The sequence below is a fragment of the Parasphingorhabdus sp. genome (assembly GCF_039977335.1).
In the GTDB taxonomy this organism is placed as follows: domain Bacteria; phylum Pseudomonadota; class Alphaproteobacteria; order Sphingomonadales; family Sphingomonadaceae; genus Parasphingorhabdus.
The window spans coordinates 924844-949235 of sequence record NZ_JBDWDI010000004.1 but is presented as its reverse complement, the minus strand read 5'-3'; the positions used below and the strand labels follow the sequence as shown (position 1 = coordinate 949235).

Below are 24392 nucleotides of genomic sequence, written 5' to 3'. Positions count from 1 at the left end.
AAATATTCAGGGAGGATCCATGATGCGCTTTCACGCTCTAGCTGCACGTTCGCAGAATCAACAAAATCGAATAATCAAGGCTTTGCTGGCCACAACCGCGATCACCGCAATGGCAGTGCCGGTCGCTGCGCAAGACGTGGAGCCCAGCGAATCGGATGAAGATACGATTGTGGTTTCTGGTATTCGCGCGACGATTCAGGGATCGATCGATACAAAGCGCGATTCGGTCGAGGTCTTGGATGCCCTCTCAGCCGAAGAAATTGGTGACATTCCTGCTCTATCGATTGGTGAGGCGCTGGAAACGCTGACCGGTGCAGCCTCTCACCGTGAGCAAGGTGGCGCGACCGAGATTTCCATTCGAGGTCTTGGACCGTTTCTCGGCTCTACGGTGATCAACGGTCGTATTGCATCAAATGGTAGCGGTGACCGTTCTGTCAACTTTAGCCAGTTTCCTTCCGAATTGTTCAATAAAATTGGAATCTACAAGACACAGGCTGCTAGTTATATAGAAGGTGGTGTTGCTGGTCAGATTTCGCTTGAGACGGTTAAGCCACTGGAATTTGGCAATCGTCGTTTTCAAGGCAATTTTAAGCTCAATGCGAATCCTGACAATCTCGATATTGATTCAGATCAGCGGTTTCAGAAATATGGTTATCGGGCGACTGTCAGTTACATTGACCAGTTTGAGCTAGGTGATGCAGAACTCGGTATCTCACTTGGATATTCTCGTAACGAAACGACAAACCCTGAGCAGGAAGCAAATGTTTCCAATACAATCCGGGCATGTGTGGTTGATCCGACCAACACAGGTGACGGTGTGTTTGATGATGGTAATTGCGATACGAGCTCTGGTACAATTGATGGGTTGCGCGATGGCAGCGTGACTGACGATTTTGTGATCGCACGGAACAGCTATTCATTCCGTTCCAACATTACGGACGACACTCGCGATTCTTTCTTTGGTGCGATTCAGCTCAAGCCAAGCCCTGATGTTGATATCAACGCTGATTTCCAATATTCAAAGCGCCTCTTCCGTGAGCAACGCAGCGACCTGAACTTTGCTGAAGGTCGTCGAATTGACGGTATCGGCGATGCGAATCTAATTGATGGCTTTCCGTTGACGTTCACAGAAACCGGTGCGTTGCGCCAATTCACTAATGAACAACGCATTGAAGCGGTTAGTGAATATCTTGAGCGCGATGAAGAATATTATGGTGGTGGGCTCTCGCTCGATGCGCAGGTGACGGATCGGGTCAAGATATCGCTCGATGCATCCTATTCTCAGACGCGTCGTGTCGAAGAGGCTGTTCAAATTCGTTTTCGGACGGAAGATGATGAAGATATCTTCGGTAATACCGGCGCATTTACTCCTAGCATCGAAAGCGATGGCAGTACTCAGGATGACCGTGTCGAAACCGCTGTTCAGATTTTCCAGAATGGATCAGAGGCGCTTAATTTCGTCACTCAGAATTTCGATGTTAACGACCACAATTTATTTGCCAATGATCCGCGTCTGCGCGCCGATCTTGAGCAGGATCGCTTCAATAGCGTGTGGGCATTTCGCGGGGATGTTGAATATGAAATGGACGGTTTCCTGTCCTCGCTGCAAGCGGGAGGTCGATATCAGGAGTTGATATATAGAGATGTACCTGGTGCTCAGAATGGAACGAGCCGGTTTCAAAACACCTATAACGACACCAGCACAACGGGCGCTCTTGCTGTAGCCAATCAGGAATGCCGTACAAGCTTCCCTGAGTCCGGCTTCCTATCGTCTGTTTCCGGTGGAAACGCATTGATTACCAATGTTGACGATGCTGGCAATGTAATCAGCACATCCAACACTTTCGCTACTTTTGATGCGCTGTGTATCGCACAGGTTTTGGAGCGAGAAGATCCGTCCGGTTTGGAATTTGATGAAGATGGCGTTCCGATCTACCCAACTGGCGATTTTGACTCGATCCAAAATACTGATGTGACGGAGCGAAGCTGGGCTCTATATGGCCAAGCGAATTTTGACACAGATTGGGGCAATTTGCCTGTCCGAGGTAATATTGGCTTGCGGGTAATCGGTACTGAAGTGATCTCTAAGGGGTTCGAAGCCGATCTTGTGGTCGTTGCTGATCCAGTTACGGGTGACTTTACGCTGAGTCAGAGCGGTAACCTAACTCCTCGTCAGACGAAGAGCTCTTACACAGAATTTTTGCCGAGCCTTAACGTGGTTGCGGAGTTTCGGCCGGATCTTCAGGGGCGTTTTGCGATTTATCGCGCTATATCGCGGCCTGATCCTTCGAGCCTTGGCGATGGTCGATTATTCAATTTGAACAATGATGACTTTGCGACCGCGCAAGAGGCGATCGCAAATGGCATTGATACTGTTACTGCCACAGGCAATCCAGCCACTAATCCGCTACTTTCATGGAATGTAGACGCTGGGCTCGAATGGTATCCGAATGACGATACGATCCTAGCCGTTAACGCTTACTATAAGAGTTTTGATGGTGGATTTGAAGTGGCTGGTATCTTCGAAAACTTCAATATTAATGGAGTGGATCAAGATTTGCTTGTGAGTTCGGTTAATACCAATGAATCGAGCAGCACTATCTATGGTGTCGAAGTTACAGCCGCTCATCGACTCAGCTGGCTGCCGAAGCCGCTTGACGGCCTTGGCTTCAAGATTAGCTATAACTACGCGGATTCTAATTTTGAATTTCAAGACGACACGTTGGGTGCGATCACATCGCTGAATGATGATGGTACGACCAGCACCAATAATGGGTTGATCGTTCCGTCGAATCTGTTTGGATACTCCAAGCACGTTCTGTCGGCGCAGGCTTATTACGAAATTGGCCCGTTTGATTTCCAAGGCGTCTACAAATATCGTAGCAGATACTTCCAGCAGTTTATCTCGACACCAGGCCGTGTTCGTTACGTCGATGACACAAGTGTCTTCGAGGCTCGTATGTCCGTAAAATTGAATAGTAATGTGAAATTCACACTTGAAGGGATTAACCTGTTCAATGAGCCACGGACCAATTTCAGAGGGGCGCCGGATGATTTTGGAGCGATTCAAGTCTACGGACCGCGCTATTTCGCAGGCGTTCAATTCAAATTCTAGGCTCCCAAGAGGGACGGCGTGGCGGAAGCTTGAACCCGCCGCGCCGGTTCTTGGCGCTTTGGTTTGGTAATTTGGTCGACAACTGAAGTGTTGTTAGGTTAGATATCTGAATTGACCGGACTAATTGTAATTGAAGGATATGCAGCATAATGTCGGAGAAGAGACTCTTTCACAGCGTTGCAGAACAAATCTCTGACCTTATTGATGAAGGTGTCTTTCCACTAGGTACCCGCCTTCCCGGGGAGCGTGAGCTAGCTGAGCGCTTTGGTGTCAGCCGTGTAACCATCAGGGAAGCAGAAATCGCACTGCAGGCGGTCGGAAAAATTCAGATTAAAACGGGTTCCGGCGTTTATGTTTCCGAAGAATTACCTAAAAATCCCGGGCAGTTACCAGATGTCAGTGCGTTTGAGCTGACAGAAGCCCGGTCCTTGATCGAGTCTGAAGCGGCTGCGCTTGCGGCCAAGGTGATTTCGGACGAGGCGCTGCAAGATTTGCAGGAACTCGTCAGCCAGATGGCGGCGGCTAATGATGATGCCGCGACCAGTGCGGATCGCGCCTTTCATATGACCATCGCTAAAGCCTCTGGAAACAAAGCGATTGTGCATACGATCGAGACATTGTGGCGAATGCGTGAAGAACTGCCCAAGGTTAAGAAAACCTATGGTTCGGTATGCGAAGAAGACGCCGAATCCCGCATGAAAGAGCATCAACTGATTCTCGATGCGCTTAAGGCGCATAACCCGGATGATGCACGTAATGCGATGCGCGCCCATTTCTTCCGGTTAATCAGCGCGATGCTGGACGCCACGGAACAGGAAGCGCTCCGCGAAGTGCAGCAACGCGCGACCGAGAGCCGTGAACGTTTCCTTACCAATGCCAATCTTGGCTGAAATTGGTATAAACAAAAAGCATATTTTGGTATTACAAATTGGTTGACGTAAAATCACGTCAGTGTTAGCCCTTGATCATAAAATAAAAGGATGATCAGGAGATGGTGTTCAGGTTTGCCCTGATAATTGGGATTTTCATTGCCGGGGCATCGCCTGCGCAGTCCGCTCAATATCTAGTAAAAAACCAGACGGAATATTTCGTCGCCGCCAAGAAGGTTAAGGCAGGGGATATTATCATCCTGGCCAATGGCGAATGGCGAGACTTTGAAATCGTTTTGAGCGCCAAAGGCACCAAGAAAAAACCAATCACCCTCATCTCACAAGAAGCGGGAAAAGTGATTATCTCCGGGCAATCCAATTTGCGCATCGGTGGTAAGCATATTCTCGTCACCGGCCTAGTATTTCGCAACGGCTACAGTCCAACTGGAGAGGTGATCTCTTTTCGCCGGACCAAAGGCGACCTCGCCTATGACAGCCGCATTACCGAAGTGGTGATTGACCATTTCAACAAGCCTGATCGTTTTGAGAGCGATTATTGGGTTGGCATGTATGGTCAGCGTAACCGCTTTGATCACAATCATCTCGTCGGCAAGAGCAACAAAGGCGTGACCTTTGCTGTCAGGCTCGACAGCAAGGACAGTCAAAAGAACCATCACCGCATTGACCATAATTATTTCGGCCCGCGTCCGGTCTTGGGTTCCAATGGCGGTGAGACCTTGCGGATCGGTACCAGCAAATATTCGATGTTCAATTCCCACACGCTGGTCGAGAATAACTATTTTGACCGCTGTGATGGCGAGGTAGAAATCATCTCCTCCAAATCCGGCGCAAATGTCTATCGTGGCAATGTCTTTTTCGAATCGAGCGGAACATTGACCCTGCGCCATGGCGACGGCAATCTCGTCGAGAATAATGTCTTCATGGGTAATGGCAAAGATCATAGCGGCGGTATCCGCGTGATTAATCGCGACCAGATTATCCGTAATAACTATATGGAGGGCTTGCGGGGTACTGGCTTTTCCAGCGCGCTTACAGTGATGAACGGTGTGCCCAATTCACCCGTCAATCGCTATGTGCAAGTCGACAATGCTGTTGTGGAAAACAACAGTGTTGTCGACAGCAGCCGGATTACCTTTGCGGCTGGTGCTGACAAAGAACGCTCTGCGCCGCCAGTAAACAGCCAGTTCTCAAACAATATGCTGAGCGGCTTTGGCGATGGCACTTTCATCAAGGTGCAGGACGATGTTAGCGGTATACGCTTTGCCGATAATCTGTTGACGGTCGGCAAGGTAGAAAAACCCATTGCTGGTATCTCAAACACATCCGTAGCGTTAAACCGCGCGGACAATGACTTGCTTTATCCCGAAGGCTTGAACGTTGGAGCGTCCCGCGATTTGAAACCGGTGACGCGCGATCAGGTCGGGGTTTCATGGTATGCAAAACCGGCAACCGGTGATCGTTTTGGCAAGGGCAAGGACGTCGCGGTTGCACCGGGTGAGGATAGCCTGACGAAAGCGTTGGCCAAGGCCGAAGAAGGCGACCGGTTGGTGCTGAGCGCTGGTGATTATGTGGTCAACAAGCTGCTGCCGCTGGATAAGGCGATTGCTATTGTTGGCCCCACTGATGCGGTTGCCAAAATCACTTTTGCGCGCCCCTCACTCTTCGAGATTCGCGAGCGCGGCAGCCTGAGCCTATCGAACGTCTTGATTGATGGTGCATTGGCACCGGATTCAGTAGGGAATGCGGTCATTCGGACGACCAGCTATCCGATACAATCCAACTTCGTGATCGCGCTGGACCGCGTCAATGTCGCCAATCTGGATGTCAATAAATCCTTCCATGTCATCGCGCTGGGCAAGAGCAGCTTTGCGGATCGGATCAGCATCAAGAACAGCAATTTCCTCAACATATCCGGGTCGATCATACAGGCCGCAGCGGAGACCGAGGATTACGGTCAATATAATGCGGAATATGTCAGCATCTCGGAATCCAATTTCCAAGATATTGGCGGCGAGGCATTCAACATTTATCGCGGTGGTCGCGACGAAAGTACCTTTGGCCCGCATTTCTCTCTTTCGGAGTCCAATTTCCTGAATGTCGGCAAAGGCAGCAATAATGCTTCCGGCGCGGCGATGGTGCTGCACGGTGTTCAGCATAGCGACATTCAAAAATCGAATTTTGCTGATAGTGCAGCAATTAAGATTGTTCACACAGTTGGCCGTCCCCAAACCCGCGTTGCTGGGAATGGCTTTTCCGCTACACCGGCGCCGATTGTCGAAGAGTTGATCTGGGCCGGTGAACCGCGTGTGCAGATGTCAGACAATGTGATGTCGGACGAGGTTGCAAAGTGAAGCATTTCATTCTTCCTTTTGCCCTGTTGAGCTGTTCAACCGCTTGCGTTGCCGGCGCTTCCGATGCAGCGCAGTCAGCGTCTGCTGCGACGCCACAGCTATCGAACTCATTATTTGATGGCGAAGTTGCCCGTTCGCGCGACTTCCTGAAAATGATGATGGATGCCGGGGTAGTTGTCCCGGTTCCGAAGGATCCTGGCGGCGGCTATACCCACGAACAACACAAACGCAATTACAAGGCAATCTATCAGGCGGGCATGCTGTACCGGATTACCGGCGAGCAACAATATGCCGACTATGCGCGGGATATTCTGCTGGCTTATGCCGAGCTTTATCCGACGCTTGAAGCGCATCCAGCACGCAAGAAACAAAATTACGGCAAGATTTTCTGGCAGGTTTTGAACGACGCCGTGTGGCTCGTGCAGAGCATTCAGGGTTATGAGCAAATTCGCGATTCCTTGCCACAAGCACAGCGTGATCGGATCGAAAATCAGATCTTTCGCAAAGCAGCTGATTTCTTGTCGGTAGAGTCTGCGCGGACATTTAACCTGATCCACAATCATGCAACCTGGGCAACCGCTGGCGTTGGTATGACCGGCTATGTGTTGGGTGATCAGGACATGGTCGAGCGCGCCTTGCTTGGTTCTGCTAAAGACGGAAAATCGGGTTTCTTGCGTCAGACCGATCTCCTTTTCTCCCCAGACGGTTATTATTCGGAAGGGCCTTATTATCAGCGTTATGCGCTGATGCCCTTCATGGTTTTCGCAGACGCGATTGAGAAAAATGACCCTGCGCGAAATATTTTCGAGCGCCGCGACGGGATATTGCTCAAGGCGCTGCGGACAACCGTCCAATTGACCTACGGTGGTTTCTTTTTCCCGTTTAACGATGCGATCAAGGACAAGAGCCTCAATACTGAGGAGCTCTATCACGGCGTCGCGATTGCCTATGCCAAGACGCAAGACCCGCAGCTGCTATCGGTTGCTAAATGGCAAGGGCGTACAGTGCTGACCAGCGATGGCCAGCAACTGGCCAAAGATCTCTCTGCCGGGAAGGCCACACCATTTGACTATAAATCGCTGCTATTGCGCGACGGTCCCGAAGGCAAAAAAGGTGCCGTCGGGATTATGCGTAACGGCAGCGGACCACGCCATCAGGTACTGGTGACGAAGAATAGCTCGCAGGGCATGGGCCATGGCCATTTCGACAAGCTCAGCTGGCAATATTATGACAACGGCCGCGAACTGGTTTCGGATTATGGCGCTGCACGCTTCCTAAATATCGAAGCTAAAGAAGGCGGAATTTATCTCCCCGAGAACAAAAGTTGGGCCAAACAGACGATCGCTCATAATACGCTGGTAGTGGACGAGGAAAGTCATTTTGGTGGGAACACCAAGGCGGGCGAAGCCCAGTCACCCCAACAGCTTTATTTCTCCGATGAAGTCGGGACCCAAATCAGTGCTGCGAGCATGACGGGTGCCTATCCTGACGTCGCCTTCACACGCACCATGGCACTGCTCAATATCACGGGGCTCAGCCAGCCGCTCGTCGTCGATATCACGCGCGCGCAATCCGACAGCACGCACCGCTATGACCTGCCGCTACACTATCAGGGCCAGATCATGCGCATTGGCTTTGATGTTACATCCAATGCCCAAAGCCGTCCGGTCCTCGGCGACAAAAATGGTTATCAGCATATCTGGGTTGACGCGGAAGGCACAGCTGCTGCCGACGAAAGCTTCATCACCTGGCTATTGGATGATCGTTTCTATACGTGGCGTTTTGCGCCGCAGGCTGGTGCGAAGATGATCCTCGCTGAAAGCGGGGCCAATGATCCCAATTTTAATCTGCGCCGCGAACCTATGCTAATCCAGCGGGTAGACAATGCCAAAAACACAAGCTTTGCCGGGATATTGGAAGCCCATGGCCGCTATGACGGCGCTGCTGAACAAACAGTAGCGAGTGACAGCCAGATCAAGGAAATGAAGTTTGAAACAGTGGATGGCAACGATGTGTTGTTCCTTGAAACACTGGGCGGAACAAGGCTGGCCTTCGCGATCTCTTATGATCCCGATAGCGCGGCGACACATAGCATCAAGTTTCGGGGACAGACGCTAAGCTGGAAAGGCTTTGCCGCCCGAATTGATTTGGGAACGGGGAGAGAATGATGAGTGTAACTATGGACGAATGCAGTTCCAGCGCCGTGCGCGCATCAGATGTTCCCATTGAAGACGTAGGTCCCGGCATCAAGCGTCAAATGCTTGGCTATGGTCCCGGCATTATGATTTGCCGCGTGTGGTTCGAGAAAGACGCGATCGGTGACGTGCACAGCCATTTTCACAGCCAGTCCAGCTATGTCGAATCTGGGCGGTTCATGGTCCATGTCGACGGTAAGGATTTTGAACTGGGCGCTGGCGATTGTTTCTATGTCGCGCCGCATCAGGACCATGGCGCTGTTTGTTTGGAAGCTGGCGTTTTGCTCGACACCTTTAGTCCCGCACGGGAAGACTTTTTGGATGCCGGAGACCCATCATGAGCGCTGTTACTAAAGTCGGAAAATTCCGCTGGGCCATTGTTAGCCTTGTCGCATTGGCAACGATCATAAACTATATTGATCGTGGTGCACTCGGGTTTTTATGGCCGGAAATTTCCGCCGAACTTGGTCTGACGAAACTAGACTATGCGATCATCCTCAATGTTTTCACCTTCGCTTATGCCTTTGGCCAGACATTGTTCGGGAAAATATTTGATTGGATTGGCACGAGAATGGGATTTGTGCTGTCCATTGTTGTCTGGTCTGCCGCTACCATGCTGCACGCGGTAGCCAACGGCTTGACGAGCTTTGCTATTTTCCGCGGATTGCTAGGCGTCTCAGAGGCAGGAAACTGGCCCGGCGCAACCAAGGCTAACGCGGAATGGTTCCCGATTAACGAGCGAGCACTTGCTCAAGGTATCTTCAACTCTGGCGCGGCCATTGGCGGGATCGTCTCGGCTCCGATCATTGCCTATCTTTTTGTCTTTCTGGGAACATGGCAGGCGACCTTTATCGCGGTCGGTGCGCTCGGTTTCCTGTGGCTGGTGCCTTGGCTCATCATGTATAAGTCCGGCCCCGAAGATCATCCTTGGCTGTCGGAGGACGAGCGCCAATATATTCTGACCGGTCAAAGAAATGTCGAGACGAATGAAGTCGCAACCTATGCGCCTAGCTCCGGTGAGATACTTTCTCGCAAAGAAAGCTGGGGCGTTATTATGGCGTCCTTTTTCCTCGACCCGATCTGGTGGCTCTTTGTTGGTTGGCTGCCACTCTATCTGTCCGAAACCTATGGCTTCGGGGTTGCGGAAATCGGTCTTTATGCCTGGGTACCATATGTTGGCGCCATGTTTGGTGCCTGGTTTGGTGGGCTTTTGGCGCAAAACCGGATCAAATCGGGCTGGACCGTCAATAAGAGCCGCAAGTTTGTCATCGCATTGGGCGGACTTATCATGCTTGTTTCATTGCTGGCGACGATAACAGCTGCAACGCCGCTTATGGCGGTGCTGTTAATGGCGGCCATTCTCTTCGGTTTCCAGACGGCAGTGGGTAATATCCAGACCTTGCCAAGTGACTTTTATAACGGGAAGTCTGTAGCTTCACTCGCCGGATTTGCCGGAACAGCGGCCAAGCTCGCTGTGGTGGGTCTCAACTTCCTGATCCCGATCATCACGATCAACAGCTATGCACCTGCTTTTGCAGTTGGCGCAGCGTTGGCGATCCTCACCGTGTTGTCGGTGTTTATTTTGTGCCCCGACATCAAGCCTCTCAAACCCAATTCTCCCTAAAACATCTCAATCTTCAATGTTCTAAAAACAGGAAAAAACATGACTAAATTTAATGGCAAAACAGCAATCGTTACCGGCGGAAGCCGCGATATTGGTCGGGCGATATCCGTCAAGCTAGCGGCAGAAGGCGCCAATGTTGTCGTCAACTATTGCAACAATAAAGATGAGGGCGATGCCACCATCGCTGAAATTGAAGCCGCTGGCGGCAAGGCCTTGCTGGTACAAGGCGACATGACCAAGCAAGCCGATGTGACCAACTTGGTCGATCAAGCGCGCAGTTCCTTTGGTGATGCAATTGACATCGTCGTTAATGTGACCGGCGGTTTGGTGGAGCGCAAAACGCTAGACCAGATGGACGAAGAATTTTTCAACTATGTCATGCAGCTCAACGCCACCTCGACCTTCCTGGTTACCAAAGCGACCGTTCCGCACATGCCCGAAGGCAGCGCAATCGTAAACCTCGCCTCACAGGCTGGCCGTGATGGCGGTGGGCCGGGCGCATCCGCCTATGCGACATCCAAAGGTGCGGTGATGACTTTCACACGCAGTATGGCAAAGGAACTTGGGCCACAGGGTATTAGGGTCAATTCCCTTTGTCCCGGCATGATTGCCACCACCTTCCACGACAAATTCACAAAAGACGCTGTTCGTGAAAATGTTGCCAATTCAACACCGCTGCGCCGTCAGGGTCGGGCAGAAGAAACGGCCGATGCGGTCGCCTATCTGGCGTCCGATGAAGCCTCGTTCATCACCGGAACCAACATCGATATTAACGGTGGCCTCCTGTTTTCGTAACAACGAAAACATGAAACAAGCGAGCAAGATATGAGTAAAATAATCGCGCAAATATTGGAGGAAAAATTCCAGGCCGCCCCTATTGTGCCGCTGATAGAGGCCGACGATCCGGATGTGGCTGTACAAACCGCCAAGGCGCTTCAGGCCGGCGGATTGGACGTTGTTGAAGTGGTTCTGAGAACCGATGCAGCGCTCGATTGTATGGAAGCCATTGTGAAGGAAACTTCCGACATAATCGTTGGCGCGGGTACTGTACTTACCGTTTATCAGGCGGGACAGGCAGTGTCGCGAGGCGCGCGATTTGTGGTTTCGCCCGGTCTGGTGGATGCGGTGGCGCAATATTGCCTGGATCGATCGGTACCAATATTTGCCGGCACGATGACGGCCGGCGAAGTGCAGCGGGCTTATGCCTTGGGTTTGCGCACCGTGAAATTTTTCCCGGCAAAGCTTGCGGGCGGTGTTCCGATGCTCAAGGCGCTATCATCGGTATTTCGCGAAATGCGTTTCATGCCAACCGGCGGCGTTTCTGCAGAGAATCTACCGGAATTTCTCGCTGTTCCATCGGTGGTGGCATGCGGCGGCAGCTGGCTAACCCCCAAAGGATCTATTGAGGCCGGTGACTATGGTGCAATTACAAAATTGGCAAAAGAGGCCGTCGCGCTCGCTAAAGCGGCGAGGCCATAAGGAGTTTTAACATGGCAGATTTTTTATCTTTTGGCGAAATTATGCTGCGGCTGAAAACGCCGGGCCACGAACGGTTTTTCCAGTCACCTGCATTTGAAGCTACGTTCGGCGGCGGCGAAGCCAATGTCGCGGTGGCACTCAGCAACTACGGTTTGTCAGCCGGCTTTGTGACCGCATTGCCCGATAATGACATTGGCGCGTCAGCTATCGGAGAATTGCGGCGCTTTGGCGTAGATACAACCCAGATCCGCAAATCGGGAGACCGTGTCGGGATATATTATCTGGAATCAGGCGCTAACCAGAGGCCTTCCAAGGTTGTTTATGACCGCGCCCATTCATCGATCAGCGAATGTCGTCCGGGCGATTTCGACTGGGAAACCATTTTCGACGGCGTAAAATGGCTGCACATAACAGGCATTACACCGGCCCTGAGCCAGTCCGCAGCCGACCTTAGCATTGAATGCGTGCAGCAGGCGAAAAAGGCGGGCGTTACCGTTTCCTGTGACTTTAACTACCGTGGCAAACTCTGGAAATACGGTAAGACTGCTCCGGAAGTCATGTCCGAATTGGTCAAGCATGTTGATGTCGGTATTGCGAATGAAGAAGATTGCCAAAAATCTCTCGGGATCACAGCAGACGTTGATGTTGAAACCGGGGAATTGGATACCGCAAAATATGAAGCGCTCTCGGAAAAGGTGCTGGAACTTTATCCGGACATGTCGACAATAGCGATTACCCTGCGAGAGAGTCATAGCGCGGACCGCAACGGCTGGTCCGCCTGCCTGCGGACGCGAGACAAGGGTTTCATGCTGTCCCGGCACTATGAGATTACCGACATTGTCGATCGCGTCGGTGGCGGTGATAGCTTCGCTTCAGCCCTTATTTATGGCCTCAATGCCTATGATGATCCTCAGCAATCTCTGGAATTTGCGGTTGCAGGAAGCTGCCTCAAACATTCTATCTTGGGTGATTTTAACCGGGTTAGCGTGCCAGAAGTTGAGAAACTGATGAGTGGCGATGGATCGGGCCGCGTTCAAAGATAGTCTTTTTGGAGCCAAAACCATCGAAATCCAATTTCCGCTTTTGAGCCCATGGCAGACATTAGAGATCAATAGATTCCGTACGTGCCAACGCATCCCCCACTTCAACCCCAAGATACCTTACGGTACTATCAATCTTCGAATGTCCCAGCAGCAGTTGCACGGCTCTTAGGTTTCCAGTTTTACGATAGATCAAAGTAGCTTTTGTCCTTTTTAGCGAATGGGTTGAATAGGACGAACGAGGAAGTTCGATGGAAGCGACCCATCTGGCGACCAGTCTGGAGTATTGGTGCGTCGAAAGCTGTTGGGATCTATCCATCCTCGACGGGAACAACCAATCATATGAATCCAGGTCTAGAAATTCGCACCAATCGCAAAGCGCAATTTGGGTTCTCTTCGAGATTTCGAATTGGACGGCATTACTAGTCTTACGCTGAATGATCTTTGCTCTAGACTGAAATTCATCACTCCTGCGTATATCACTGACTTTCAGGTTCAACAGGTCACAACCCCGCTATTTGCTGTCGATAGCCAGATTGAACAGCGCCAAATCCCGGGTTTGTTCGGCTAACTCCAACCGGATACGAATAGCCCAGACTTCTTGAGGCTTGAGCGGTTCCTTTTGTCCAATCAGTTTTCCCTTGTTCCAAGGTTTATTCAATGGATGTAGGCTAGTTAATGTGAAGTTCGTCCTGCCTGCTAATGTCCGCTATGGGCGCAAAAGCCGATGTTTATGTGGCTTTCATTGCTTAAATCTGTGCTGCGGCAGAGACCCCTATCTATCTTGTAGAATTGTAGCTGACTTCAATGGTGATAAATAGGTCTCAATAGCCAATGCTCCAATTTGCAATCCCATTGCAGAACCGACCTCAGTAGAGGTTCGGTAATGAACGCCATCATAAATACGCGCATCGGAAACTTCTTGTATGAAGTCGTCAACACTCTTCCAGTTCCTTCTCGCCCCACCGTCCGTGTAGCTCACTGTCGACAATTCTGGTGTAGCGTTCTCCCCAATTTCGGCTTTCAAAATAGCCCCTACAGTCCCCGCAACTACGCAGTGGGCGCATGGATATTCGGGATGCATTGGTGTCGGAATAAAAGGGGCCCAGCTAGCATCAGTCAGGGTATTCTCATTGCCATCAATATCAGCGTTGCGGATTGCGGTTATTGGCCGCCAAAACCGGTAATGATATTTTGCTTCGAACACGGCTATCATAGCGTCATCAGTTGCCCTCGTCACGGCGGCAAACAGACGGGCATTTTGGGTGACTCCGCGCTCTGGCATGTTAGCAACAGAATGCACAACGCCATGATAGATTGGCGGTAAGGTTGCTTCCCAAAATTTCGCCATTTTCGTCTGTTCTTCAGTGCGATCCTTGCTTTTCTTTTGGCCCATTTTTTTGACTTCCATGAAGTCACGCGTCCAGGCATCACTCGTCAATTTTGGCGGAGGTGCCGGACGAAATTTGGTCGGGTCAGCAAACATCCAGGGCTTACGGTTTGCCCAATTTGGTACAGCCGGTATTGTCGTTGGAACATATTTTCCGGCCGTTGTGTAGGGCTTGTAAGCTTCTTGGGACTGGCTGCCGTCATCCTCACGCGCAACCCAAACAGCTTTCGCCGCTTGTTGACCGATTGTAACGCCTTGAGCCTTTTCGTCACTATCTGCGATCTTGGATAAGGCCTCTTTATAAACATCTTCAATTTCGCGCTTCCTTTCAGGTATTAGATATAGCAGCGAAACCCGAGCTGCTGATGCGATAGCGGCGTCTACTGAAGAATTATCCAACGCTTTCAGATTAAGAGAAGCGGGATATTCTTTGGTGATAGCATTCACAGCTTCATAAACCGACGTGTGCACGATGGCTAAAGCTCGGTTAGACTGAGGTGTCGGGAATTTTGCATCAACAACAATCTCGCGCGCCTTTATATTCCAATCCGTTACACTATCGGCATGGGCCTCAACGCTTGCGCTGAGGGCAAATAACGCGCCCGACACAAAAAGAATTGTATGTTTTTTGAGATTGCGCATGATCACTCCTATGTGGGTTTTTTAGCCTTTCCAAAAGCGGCAAGGTTAAGCCCTGTTGAGTTGTTATACCCATTTTATGATGCGCTATAGTCCTATGATAGGACTACATGGTACAGTTACTGTACTGGCGATTTTCTGAGTCTGAACCGATTGTCACAACAGACGGTGCTATCGCCAAATAAACCGAAGGACAGCAATATGAGTAAAGCGCCTGGCTATGGCCAGTATTGCCCCCTCTCCATGGCAGCAGAAATATTGTGTACGCGTTGGACAATGCTGGTCATGAGAGAATTGGTATTCGGCTATACATCGTTCAATGATATCAGCAGGGGAGTGCCACGTATGTCACGCTCTCTTTTGTCTAATCGGCTGAAAGAATTGACAAATGCAGGAATTGTCAAAAAAACAGAATCGCCCAATCATAATCAAACCAAATACACGCTTACGCCCGCTGGTGATGCACTCAGTAAAGTTGTTTTCAGTATGGCTGACTGGGCACAAGAATGGCTGCGGATAGAACCCGCGCTTGAAGATTTCGACAGCGATCATTTGTTGTGGAACATACGCCATAAGGCAAATCCACATCCGGCACTTCCAAATCCGTTCATTGTTCATTTTTTCCTGCATGATCAAACAAGCAAGCGCCAGAATAGCTGGCTGATATTCGAAGGGGATCAGGTCGATTTATGTATTATTGATCGTGATTTCGACGTCGATATGCAGATCAATGTAACAGCCAAAACTCTTGCCAAAATTTACTTGGGGAGGGCTGAACTTGCTGAAGAGATGGCAAATGGAGAGATGGAAGTGCTCGGTGACGAAAAATATACCAAGCTTTTACCCGAGTTGCTCGGTCGGAGTCGATTGGCCAATATCCCCATACAGCCAGAAGAACGTCGCGCTTCAGTCCGCGAAGCATGACAAAGCGTCTAATGTCCGCTTCCGGGATAGTTGTGGCCTCAACACTAACGTCTGCTATGGGCGCAAAAGCGGACACAATAGTAAACTTCAAAAATGAAATTACTGAAGATTCCAATGCTCGATTTCGATGCGCCAAATGAATAAGGAGGAGCGGTCGCCGCTCCTCCTTATCCTGACCTGTCGAGATCGCGGGTCGCTTCCGATGTCGATCAGGTCAGCACTTCTTGACATTTTCCTTCTTGCGGAAAATATTGCCCAGACCACAGCCGACTTTCTTCGTGACCTTGCCGGTATTTTCCAGGTGGTGTTTGGCTCGATCGCCCATGACCTTCGCAGTCGCTGCGACAGGCTTGTCACTGGTCAGGGCCGCTCCGTAAGCTGCGCGCCGTTCCCTGCCACTTTGCAGGTCCATGCCGGTGGCATTTTCGACTTTCGCACGATTTTTATCGCCATAGGCTTGCAGATTTTCCTGCATCTTTCCTGGTGTGGTGAATGTTTCACCAATCTTGCGGAAATTCTCTCGGTGATGCGCTGCACGTGCCTTTGCGACGTCACCTAAGGTTACATTCTTGTCGAAAATCGCGGATCCATATTGGAACGTGGTGGAGACCGGATCCTGAATATCGGCTCCGGTGACGGCTTCAATACCTTCGGTCGCGGCGATTTCAGCCACTACTACGGCCGCTCCTACGCCTGTGCCCGCCAGCGCTGCACGACCCGCCTTGCCCAGTTTTCCGGCGGTCGCGCCGACTTTGGCCATTTTGGCAAGCTTAGCAGCGTCTGCAGCGGTGGATGCGGCTTTTATTCCGCCCGCACCGCGCGCTACCTGAGCCGCGCGACCGGCTTTGTTCAGTTTGGAAACATCGCCCGCCTTGTTTATCCGCTGCATCAGCTGGGCTTCGCTGGTGGCTCCGCCGATTCCGCGGGCTGCCTGCGCGGCTGTGCCTTTCCCGATAAGCCTTCCGGTTCCCTTGGGACCGGCCTTTTTTAAGATCTGGCCTCTAAGGCGTCCTTCGGTCAGTTTCGTTGCGGCTGTACCACCGCGAGGAACCCTTCCGGCCGAGCCGACCATTTTGGCGGTTTTGCCGATGGATCCGCTTGCCTTGTAAGCGATGCCGCCAACCACGACCGTACCAATACCCAGCTTGGCCCCGTCTGAAAGACCGCTTTCATCGGCACTGTCATTGCTGCTGGTAGCCAATTCGGCCTGCGCGGCTACGCCCGAGGGCAAAAGACCGCAGTTACCACACCGCTCCACGAAAGGCTCTGTGACGCCCGGTTCCAAGGCTGGTTGAGCTTCAATTATAGGCTGCCCGATAACGCCGGGTTGTGGTGGCCCCAGCGCATGTGATGGCGGTCCGAGACGACCACTATATTGGGCAGGCACCTGGCTTTCCTGTATCGCCGCAATGAAATGCTGGGGATAGAATAGCTCGACCGGGTCAAGATGGTAGGTGACCGGAACCAGAGATGCGACCGTCGCCGTGATCGAACCGTCTCCCTCAACCACCATATTGGCCTTCGCCATCAGGGGGAGGTCGTCCGCCACATAAACATTGGGTGCTTGCTGTTTGAAATTGCGCAGCACAACCATTTCAGGCTGAATTTCAAAGACAAAGGCGTGGATCCAGCTTTCAAGTGCGTAAGCACGTCCGGCCTCGACTATAATATGTTTGCCCAGTTCGCGAATTTGCCAGACGCCATCAATCGCCATGGGCTCTGTGACCGCTACCTGTTCTGCCTTTGGCAGCAATCCTGGAATCTGTGCCTGCGCTGTCTGATGTGGCAGCGGTGCGATGACCGCACCGGCTGCGGCCAGCGTCAGTAAGGCGCCTGAAATTTTCAAACCGATTTTCTTACCCCGAATGGCGTTGTTTCCCTTTTTCATCATCTCTTCCTTTTCATCGGAGACCAATATGGTCCCACTCCCTGTCATCTTGGGTAGCAAGGAAGGATGTGATGCTGAATGAGGTGAATCCCCCATTTCAAAATCGGGGCCCCAGCAGCTATCTGCCGGTCATGGCAACAATTTTTTCCGACACTATATCTTTAACGAGATCAGACTTCCGCCGCGGGATCGATCAATCCTTCGCGCAAGGAATAAGCGATAAGCTGGGCGACCGAATGGACATCCAGTTTCTGCATGAGATTGGTGCGATGACGATCCACGGTCTTGGCGCTGATACCAAGATGGCCGGAAATTTCCTTGTTGGATTGTCCGGCCACGATCAGGTTCAATATTTGTCTTTCCCGGTCGGTCAGGGCGCTCTGCTGCGGTGCATTGTCCATAATGCCGGTAAAAAAGGGCGAAATATAGCGACCGCCCTCCAGAATCATCGGGACATGCTGATAAAGTCCCTGATTGTCTTCGGCTTTGGAAAACAGACCATCCACGCCGGCCTCGACAAGTTCGCTGACTTTTCCCATCGCAGATATGCCGGTGAACACGATGATCCGGGTATCAGGCGACCAGCGCCGCGTTTCGACAAGTACTTCGACACCGCCCGCCATTGGCATGGACACATCAAGAACAAGCATATCAGGCCGGTGCTGTTTGACCGCAGCGATGGCATCCAGACCATTACCGGCTTCTGCAACCACGCTGATAATATGCCCGTCGACAAGCGTCTCGTTTTCCAGAGCGGCTTTCAATCCCGAACGGACGATCGCATGGTCGTCGGCAATAACGGCGGTAAAGTGGCTCATTTCAAATTTCTGCTCTGCTTGCCTTGGGGCATTTTCCTGTTCTACAACATGGCACAAATGATTGTAACCTATGACATTTCCTAGCCTGATCGCACCATATTTCAAACCGGCTTTCCGCTTTTGGGCCTTGATGGCCGTTCTTATGGTGATTGCGATTCTGGATGTTCGGCCAGCAATGGCCGCGCCAGTCCTTCCGTTGACATCTGGCGAAAACCAGACCGATCTGCATGATCATATGGTATATCGCCTGGGTGAAAATCGAACGCTGGCGGAAATGGTTCCGGAATATGAGGCAGGCAGATTTGAAACCAGCGTGCCGGTATCCGAAGAGCAGTTTGAGCCCTATTCCGATCTGTGGTCTGCCATCACCGTAAAAAACATCCTCAAAGCGGATGGACGGCTGGCAGACCAGTGGATTGTAACTTTCGACGCATTTGCGGTGCGGGATGCCGATATCGTGCTGGTCCGGCAGTCCGGTGATGTTGACAGATTATTGTCTTTCTCTTCGGCCGAACCCTATGATCCAACAATATTCAGCGGCACCCAGCTCAAGTCAAAACCGCTGATATTGCGGCCTGGAGAATCGGCCATCCTCATGGTCCGGACGTCCAAGCTTATGGCAGCTTCGCCCAGCCTTGCGATCAGGGACGAAGCTGATCTTGTCGAACATGAGCTGCGCACGGCTGCGCTCAACGCGGCGTTCTACACGCTCGCCATATTCGGACTGATCGTGATGCTGGGGATTAACATTTCCCTGAAAAGCTCTGTCGGAATCCGATATGCCCTGCTATTTTGCCTGTTGCTCACCGCTTTGTCCTTTGACGACAACATTCCCCTGCGGTTTCTGTATCCAAATCATCCGGAATGGAATGCCTATATTGGTTTTCTGATCAGCTATGCCTGCATCATGTTCGGCTTTTACGTGGCGGGGTTTTCAATGGTAACCCGCAGGGGTAGCCACCCCTGGTCCACACATGTCCGATGGCTGGCGTTACTGCCCATCGTGACTCTGGCAATGATCCCCTTCCTGCCGCGCGTCACAAGTTACAAGATCCAGCTTGTCTGGACGGGCATCATGTGCGTTGCGCATTTCCTGCCGCTCTATTGGTGGGAGAAATCATCCAATCGCAGACTGTTCGAGATGTGGGCGGGACTGATCATCATTTTCATCGCGTTTGTGATCTATGCCACTTTGATGTTCAGCGGTTATCTGGAAAACCAGATCGTCCTGCGCAATTTTGCTAAAACAACATTCATTGTGATCGGGACACTGGTCATGTTGGGCCTGACCTACGGCATCATCTCGCTGAGAAGAGAACATGACCGGGCCCAGGAGGAAAAAATCCGCGTCCTCAAAAAGGACGCGCAGACAAGTCAGCGTCTGCTGGAGGCTGAGAAAAATTATTCGCGTGCCCGGGATCAAGCTGCACTAAGGCAAAGACAGCTTGCAACCGCCTCTCACGATATCAGGCAGCCAATCAGTAGCCTTCGCATGAGCCTGGATGCCGCCTCGGCCAAATTGGGAGACGGAGAGAAAGCCAATATTCGCGAAGCACTAGATTATCTCGAAACACTTTCGGGGGATTATCTGGTGGAAAGCCGACCGTCGCCCTCTGAACCCGAGACGGCTGATGAGCCTTATTCCTTGTCGATGATTTTCGAGACCGTGGGGCAAATGTTTCGCGAAGAAGCTATTTCGAAAGGGCTCCAGCTTCGTATCGTTGAGAGCAGCGTAAAATCTACGATTCCGCCCTTAGCGTTGATGCGGATCCTCAGTAACCTCGCTTCCAACGCCATCAAATATACGGAGACGGGAAAGATATTGATCGGAACTAGGCGTCGTTCGAATGGATTCACGATTGTCGTTCTCGACACTGGCATGGGCATGTCGGAAGATGAGATTATCCATTTTCAGTCAGCATATGAAAAAAGCGATAAATCAAAAGGCGAAGGATTGGGGCTCGCAATCTGCCAAGATCTGGCGAAACAAAATGATCTTCATATGGAAATCAGTTCCAAACTTGGTCGAGGGACTTGCATACGCATCTCCAATACTACGAACCATATCTATTGATACTGTATAATCTCGCTTTTTCTCACCCGAACAAAAGCCTGATTTCCAATCCCTATTCTTTGTGATACGCCAAGCTCTTGCCCGATTTTTGGGTTTGGTCTTTGTGCGGTGCTGTCGTTCCTTGTCGCTGAAGTATGATCTTGCAGGAGAAAAAAATGTCTGTCGTAACCACCGAAAAGCATGACAATATACTGGTCATCATTTCCAACAATCCGCCGGTTAATGCTTTGGGCGCAGCGGTTCGGCAAGGATTAGTTGATGGTATCAAAGAGGCTCTGTCCGACGATGAGATTGAGGCTGTCGTGGTCCGGTGTGATGGACGGACCTTTTTTGCCGGTGCGGATATCACCGAATTTGGTAAGCCGATGCAAGATCCCAATCTGGGCCAGGCGATTGACCAGTTGGAGGCTAGCAACAAGCCAGTTGTTGCCGCGATACACGGAACCGCTTTGGGCGGCGGATGTGAAGTTGCCTTGGCGTGTCATTACCGGGTTGCAGTTCCGTCTGCGAAAATAGGGCTGCCGGAAGTCAAATTGGGTCTGATCCCTGGGGCGGCCGGAACCCAGCGCTTGCCGCGCGTGGTTGGCGCAGAGGCTGCTTTGCCGATGGTCGTGATCGGCAATCCGATTTCCGCGAAAAAGGCTCATGCAATTGGCTTAGTCGACAAGATGGTTGGTGAAGACAGTCTCGCCGACGATGCGATCGCCTTTGCACGCGAGCAAATTGGCAAAAAACCACCACGTTCTTCTGAAGGCACAGCCAATGAGGATGGCATTAAAAACCCGGCCATATTCGATGAATTCCGACAGAAAAACGGCCGCAAGATTCGCGGATTCGAAGCCCCGGAAGCGGGCATTCAGGCGGTGAAAGCAGCTGGCGAACTGTCTTATGCAGATGGCGTTGACAAAGAACGCGAATTGTTCACGAAGCTTATGACCGGCACCCAGTCTGCTGCGATGCGGCATTATTTCTTTGCCGAACGCGCGGCCAATAAGATTGACGGCATTGATCTCAAAATCGATCTGATCCCGATCAAGAAAGTCGGCATTTTAGGGGCCGGCACGATGGGCGGCGGGATTGGTATGAACTTTCTGTCCGCTGGTATTCCAGTGACCATAGTTGAACTCAAAGAGGAAGCGCTGGAACGCGGTGTCGGCGTGATCCGAAAAAATTATGAGAATACAGCGAAACGCGGTCGGATGACCGAAGAGCAGGTCGAAGGCGCGATGAGCATTTTGACGCCCAGTCTGTCCTATGACGATCTCGCCGACTGCGATCTGGTGATCGAGGCGGTGTTTGAAAATATGGATGTCAAAAAGGAGGTCTTCACCAAGCTGGACGGGATCGTGAAACAGGGTGCCATCCTTGCCAGTAACACCAGCTATCTCAACATTGACGAGATTGCTGCGGTGACCAAGCGGCCGGAATATGTGCTCGGCTTGCACTTTTTCTCACCCGCTAATGTCATGAAATTGCTGGAAATCGTGCGCGGCGAAAAGACCGCTGATGACGTGCTCATGACGGCGATGAAACTGTCGAAGAAAATCGGCAAAGTGGCAGCGGTTTCCGGCGTTTGCCCCGGCTTCATCGGCAACCGGATGCTCAGCCTGCGCCAGGAGCAGGCCAATCAGATGATCATGGAAGGTGCCAATTATTGGGAAGTCGATGACGTCTTGCTGGAATTTGGTTTCCCGATGGGACCGTTCCAAATGTCCGACCTGGCCGGTGTGGATATCGGATGGCATCGCGATCCCGAACGCATCGAAACATTGCGCGACGCTTTATGCGCTGTCGGTCGCTGGGGACAGAAAGTTGGCAAAGGTTTTTATGACTATGATCAGGCGCGCCAACGGACGCCCTCTGATGAAGTCAAACAGATCATCGCTGAATTCGCAGCCAAAGCAGGCAAAGAGCAGCGCGAAATTTCGAAGGACGAAATTCGCGAACGGATGCTTTATCCCATGGTCAACGAAGGGGCGAAAATCCTCGAAGAAGGCATGGCCCAGCGTGCGAGCGATATCGATGTCGTCTGGATCAACGGCTATGGCTGGCCGCTTTATACCGGCGGTCCGATGTTCTGGGCCGATACGGTCGGGCTCGACAATGTCGTCGCCGGCCTGAAAAAACATAATCTACCGGTTGCAGACCTGCTGCAGGAAAAGGCCGCTGCAGGAGGCACGTTCAACGGATAGGTTCGCGTATATTAATTAGGAGAGAAAAATTTGTCAGCTGAAGCAATAGATCCACTTGAAAAGTGGACACCACCTTCTGGATGGCCCGTACGATCACGCAAAGAGGTTGATGCCTTGCTATGCGCGCCGGGTCAGCCGTTCGAAATGGAAATGGTCGATATTGATGGCGTCCCGACCCGCGTATGGAAAAATGCCCATCCTACGCTCGCGGCGATGGCGGAACATGCGCGTGGCCATGGCGATAGCGAATTTCTGATATTTGAGAATGAGCGCGTCACTTATGCCCATTGGTATCGCGCAGTGGCTGCTCTGGCGGTGGAACTTCAGAATATCGGTGTGTCGAAAGGCGACCGGGTTTCGCTCGCCATGCGCAATTTGCCGGAATGGCCGGTGATTTTCTTTGCCGCAGCTTCCATCGGCGCCATTGTTGTGCCGCTCAATGCCTGGTGGACGGATCAGGAACTGGTCTTTGGCCTCGCAAATTCAGAGACCAGCGTGTTGCTCTGCGATGCCGAGAGATGGGATCGGATCTCCCCGCATCTTGGAGAATTGCCGGATCTGAAACATGTCATTGTGGCGCGGAGCCAGAGCGCATTGGCAGATCCAGCACGTGCGCTCGAAGAGATTATCGGTCGGCCCAATGATTATGCCAATCTTCCAGATCAGGATTTGCCAGCAATCGACATTGCGCCTGATGATCCAGCGACGATTTTCTATACCAGCGGTACAACCGGCCAACCCAAAGGCGCTCTCGGTACGCATCGTAATCTGACCACCAATGCTATTTCAGTTGGTTATTCCGGGGCGGCCGCGGCATTGCGCCGGGGCAATGAAGTTCCGGAACCCACCATTCGGGTTGGCCTAACCGTTGTACCTATGTTCCATTGTACCGCTTGTTCGGCCATCATGATGCCTACCGTTCAAGGGGGGCATAAAATGGTCTTCTTGCACAAGTGGGATACCGTAAAGGCGATGGAGATTATCGAGCAGGAAAAGGTCAACGCAACCGGCGGTGTGCCGTTCATTGCATGGCAGTTGATCGAACATCCCGACCGGGATCAATATGATCTGAGTTCCATCGATGCCATCAGCTATGGCGGTGCGCCGTCCGCGCCGGAATTGGCGCGCAAAATCTATGAGGTCTTCGGCGCGCTGCCCGGCAATGGCTGGGGCATGACCGAGACGATGGCGACGGTCACATCGCATAGCGCCGAGGACTATCTCAATCGCCCAACCAGTTGCGGCCCGCCGGTGGCTGCGGCCGACCTCAAAGTCATGAGTGAAGATGCCAGTCAGGAAATGCCTATTGGCGAGGTTGGCGAGCTTTGGGCGCGCGGGCCGATGGTTGTGAAAGGCTATTGGAACCGTCCCGACGCAACGGCTGAAACCTTTGTCGAAGGCTGGGTCCGCACCGGCGATCTGGCGCGTCTGGATGATGAAGGCTTCTGCCATATTGTCGACCGCGCGAAAGACATGATCATCCGCGGCGGTGAGAATATCTATTCCTCCGAGGTCGAGAATGTCCTTTATGATCATCCGGCTGTGATGGATGCGGCTTTGATTGGCATCGAACACAAGACATTGGGTGAAGAACCGGCGGCGGTCGTGAATCTGGTGCAGGGACAAACAGCCAGTGAAGCCGAACTGCAAGAATGGGTTCGCGCCCGGCTGGCGAATTTCAAGGTGCCAGTAAAAATCCTCTTCAGCGCCGATAGCTTGCCGCGCAACGCCAACGGCAAAATACTGAAACGCGATCTGAAGTCGCTCTTTTGA

At 51.8% G+C, this 24392-nt stretch carries 17 protein-coding genes; 13 read left to right on the top strand and 4 right to left on the bottom strand.

Going from position 1 to position 24392, the window contains the following annotated elements; genetic code table 11:
* The first annotated feature begins 19 nt into the window (after positions 1-19).
* The 9 genes from ABJM21_RS11825 to ABJM21_RS11785 all read left to right on the top strand — a co-directional run bounded on the left by ABJM21_RS11825 (position 20) and on the right by ABJM21_RS11785 (position 12697).
* Entirely contained in the window at positions 20-3115 is a 3096-nt protein-coding gene (locus tag ABJM21_RS11825) for a TonB-dependent receptor (protein WP_348300947.1), read from the top strand.
* 149 nt (positions 3116-3264) lie between these two features.
* Positions 3265-4005, top strand: coding sequence for a FadR/GntR family transcriptional regulator (locus ABJM21_RS11820; protein WP_348300948.1), 741 nt, complete (start codon positions 3265-3267; stop codon positions 4003-4005).
* Positions 4006-4106: 101 nt separating this feature from the next.
* The gene (locus ABJM21_RS11815; protein ID WP_348300949.1) at positions 4107-6356 is read left to right on the top strand and encodes a polysaccharide lyase 6 family protein; all 2250 of its coding nucleotides are present in this window, start codon (positions 4107-4109) and stop codon (positions 6354-6356) included.
* Positions 6353-8524, top strand: a complete 2172-nt coding sequence (locus tag ABJM21_RS11810) for an alginate lyase family protein (protein WP_348300950.1) — start codon at positions 6353-6355, stop codon at positions 8522-8524. The genes ABJM21_RS11815 and ABJM21_RS11810 overlap by 4 nt, the downstream gene beginning before the upstream one ends.
* Positions 8524-8892, top strand: coding sequence for a cupin domain-containing protein (locus tag ABJM21_RS11805; RefSeq protein WP_348300951.1), 369 nt, complete (start codon positions 8524-8526; stop codon positions 8890-8892). Before ABJM21_RS11810 ends, ABJM21_RS11805 begins: the two co-directional genes overlap by 1 nt.
* Positions 8889-10175, top strand: coding sequence for an MFS transporter (locus ABJM21_RS11800; RefSeq protein ID WP_348300952.1), 1287 nt, complete (start codon positions 8889-8891; stop codon positions 10173-10175). Before ABJM21_RS11805 ends, ABJM21_RS11800 begins: the two co-directional genes overlap by 4 nt.
* Positions 10176-10214: 39 nt before the next feature.
* Positions 10215-10970 carry a 3-oxoacyl-ACP reductase family protein gene (locus ABJM21_RS11795; RefSeq protein WP_348300953.1) on the top strand — a complete coding sequence of 252 codons (756 nt, stop codon included), beginning with the start codon at positions 10215-10217 and terminating at the stop codon, positions 10968-10970.
* A gap of 30 nt (positions 10971-11000) precedes the next feature.
* On the top strand, positions 11001-11654 hold the full coding sequence (gene eda, locus ABJM21_RS11790) for a bifunctional 4-hydroxy-2-oxoglutarate aldolase/2-dehydro-3-deoxy-phosphogluconate aldolase (RefSeq protein ID WP_348300954.1): 654 nt from the start codon (positions 11001-11003) through the stop codon (positions 11652-11654).
* A gap of 11 nt (positions 11655-11665) precedes the next feature.
* Positions 11666-12697: a sugar kinase gene (locus ABJM21_RS11785; RefSeq protein ID WP_348300955.1), complete on the top strand. Its 1032-nt coding sequence runs from the start codon at positions 11666-11668 to the stop codon at positions 12695-12697.
* A 58-nt stretch (positions 12698-12755) separates the two neighbouring features.
* Here the strand turns inward: ABJM21_RS11785 and ABJM21_RS11780 are convergent, their stop codons facing one another.
* The gene (locus ABJM21_RS11780) at positions 12756-13193 is read right to left on the bottom strand and encodes a tyrosine-type recombinase/integrase (protein ID WP_348300956.1); all 438 of its coding nucleotides are present in this window, start codon (positions 13191-13193) and stop codon (positions 12756-12758) included.
* A gap of 276 nt (positions 13194-13469) precedes the next feature.
* A complete protein-coding gene (locus tag ABJM21_RS11775) occupies positions 13470-14726 on the bottom strand; it encodes a vanadium-dependent haloperoxidase (protein WP_348300957.1) in 1257 nt (418 codons plus the stop codon).
* A 198-nt stretch (positions 14727-14924) separates the two neighbouring features.
* On the opposite strand from ABJM21_RS11775, the gene ABJM21_RS11770 reads away from it, so the two are divergent.
* Positions 14925-15647, top strand: a complete 723-nt coding sequence (locus tag ABJM21_RS11770) for a helix-turn-helix domain-containing protein (protein WP_348300958.1) — start codon at positions 14925-14927, stop codon at positions 15645-15647.
* A 214-nt stretch (positions 15648-15861) separates the two neighbouring features.
* On the opposite strand, the gene ABJM21_RS11765 is transcribed toward ABJM21_RS11770, so the two are convergent.
* Positions 15862-17535 carry a hypothetical protein gene (locus tag ABJM21_RS11765; protein ID WP_348300959.1) on the bottom strand — a complete coding sequence of 558 codons (1674 nt, stop codon included), beginning with the start codon at positions 17533-17535 and terminating at the stop codon, positions 15862-15864.
* A gap of 170 nt (positions 17536-17705) precedes the next feature.
* Positions 17706-18353 (bottom strand): response regulator transcription factor, encoded by a 648-nt coding sequence (locus ABJM21_RS11760; RefSeq protein ID WP_348300960.1) that lies wholly within the window; start codon positions 18351-18353, stop codon positions 17706-17708.
* 70 nt (positions 18354-18423) lie between these two features.
* On the opposite strand from ABJM21_RS11760, the gene ABJM21_RS11755 reads away from it, so the two are divergent.
* The 3 genes from ABJM21_RS11755 to ABJM21_RS11745 all read left to right on the top strand — a co-directional run bounded on the left by ABJM21_RS11755 (position 18424) and on the right by ABJM21_RS11745 (position 24392).
* A complete protein-coding gene (locus tag ABJM21_RS11755; RefSeq protein WP_348300961.1) occupies positions 18424-20427 on the top strand; it encodes an ATP-binding protein in 2004 nt (667 codons plus the stop codon).
* Between the two features lie 155 nt (positions 20428-20582).
* Complete coding sequence (locus ABJM21_RS11750) at positions 20583-22619, top strand: 3-hydroxyacyl-CoA dehydrogenase NAD-binding domain-containing protein (protein ID WP_348300962.1); 2037 nt, start codon at positions 20583-20585, stop codon at positions 22617-22619.
* A gap of 30 nt (positions 22620-22649) precedes the next feature.
* Positions 22650-24392, top strand: coding sequence for a class I adenylate-forming enzyme family protein (locus ABJM21_RS11745; protein ID WP_348300963.1), 1743 nt, complete (start codon positions 22650-22652; stop codon positions 24390-24392).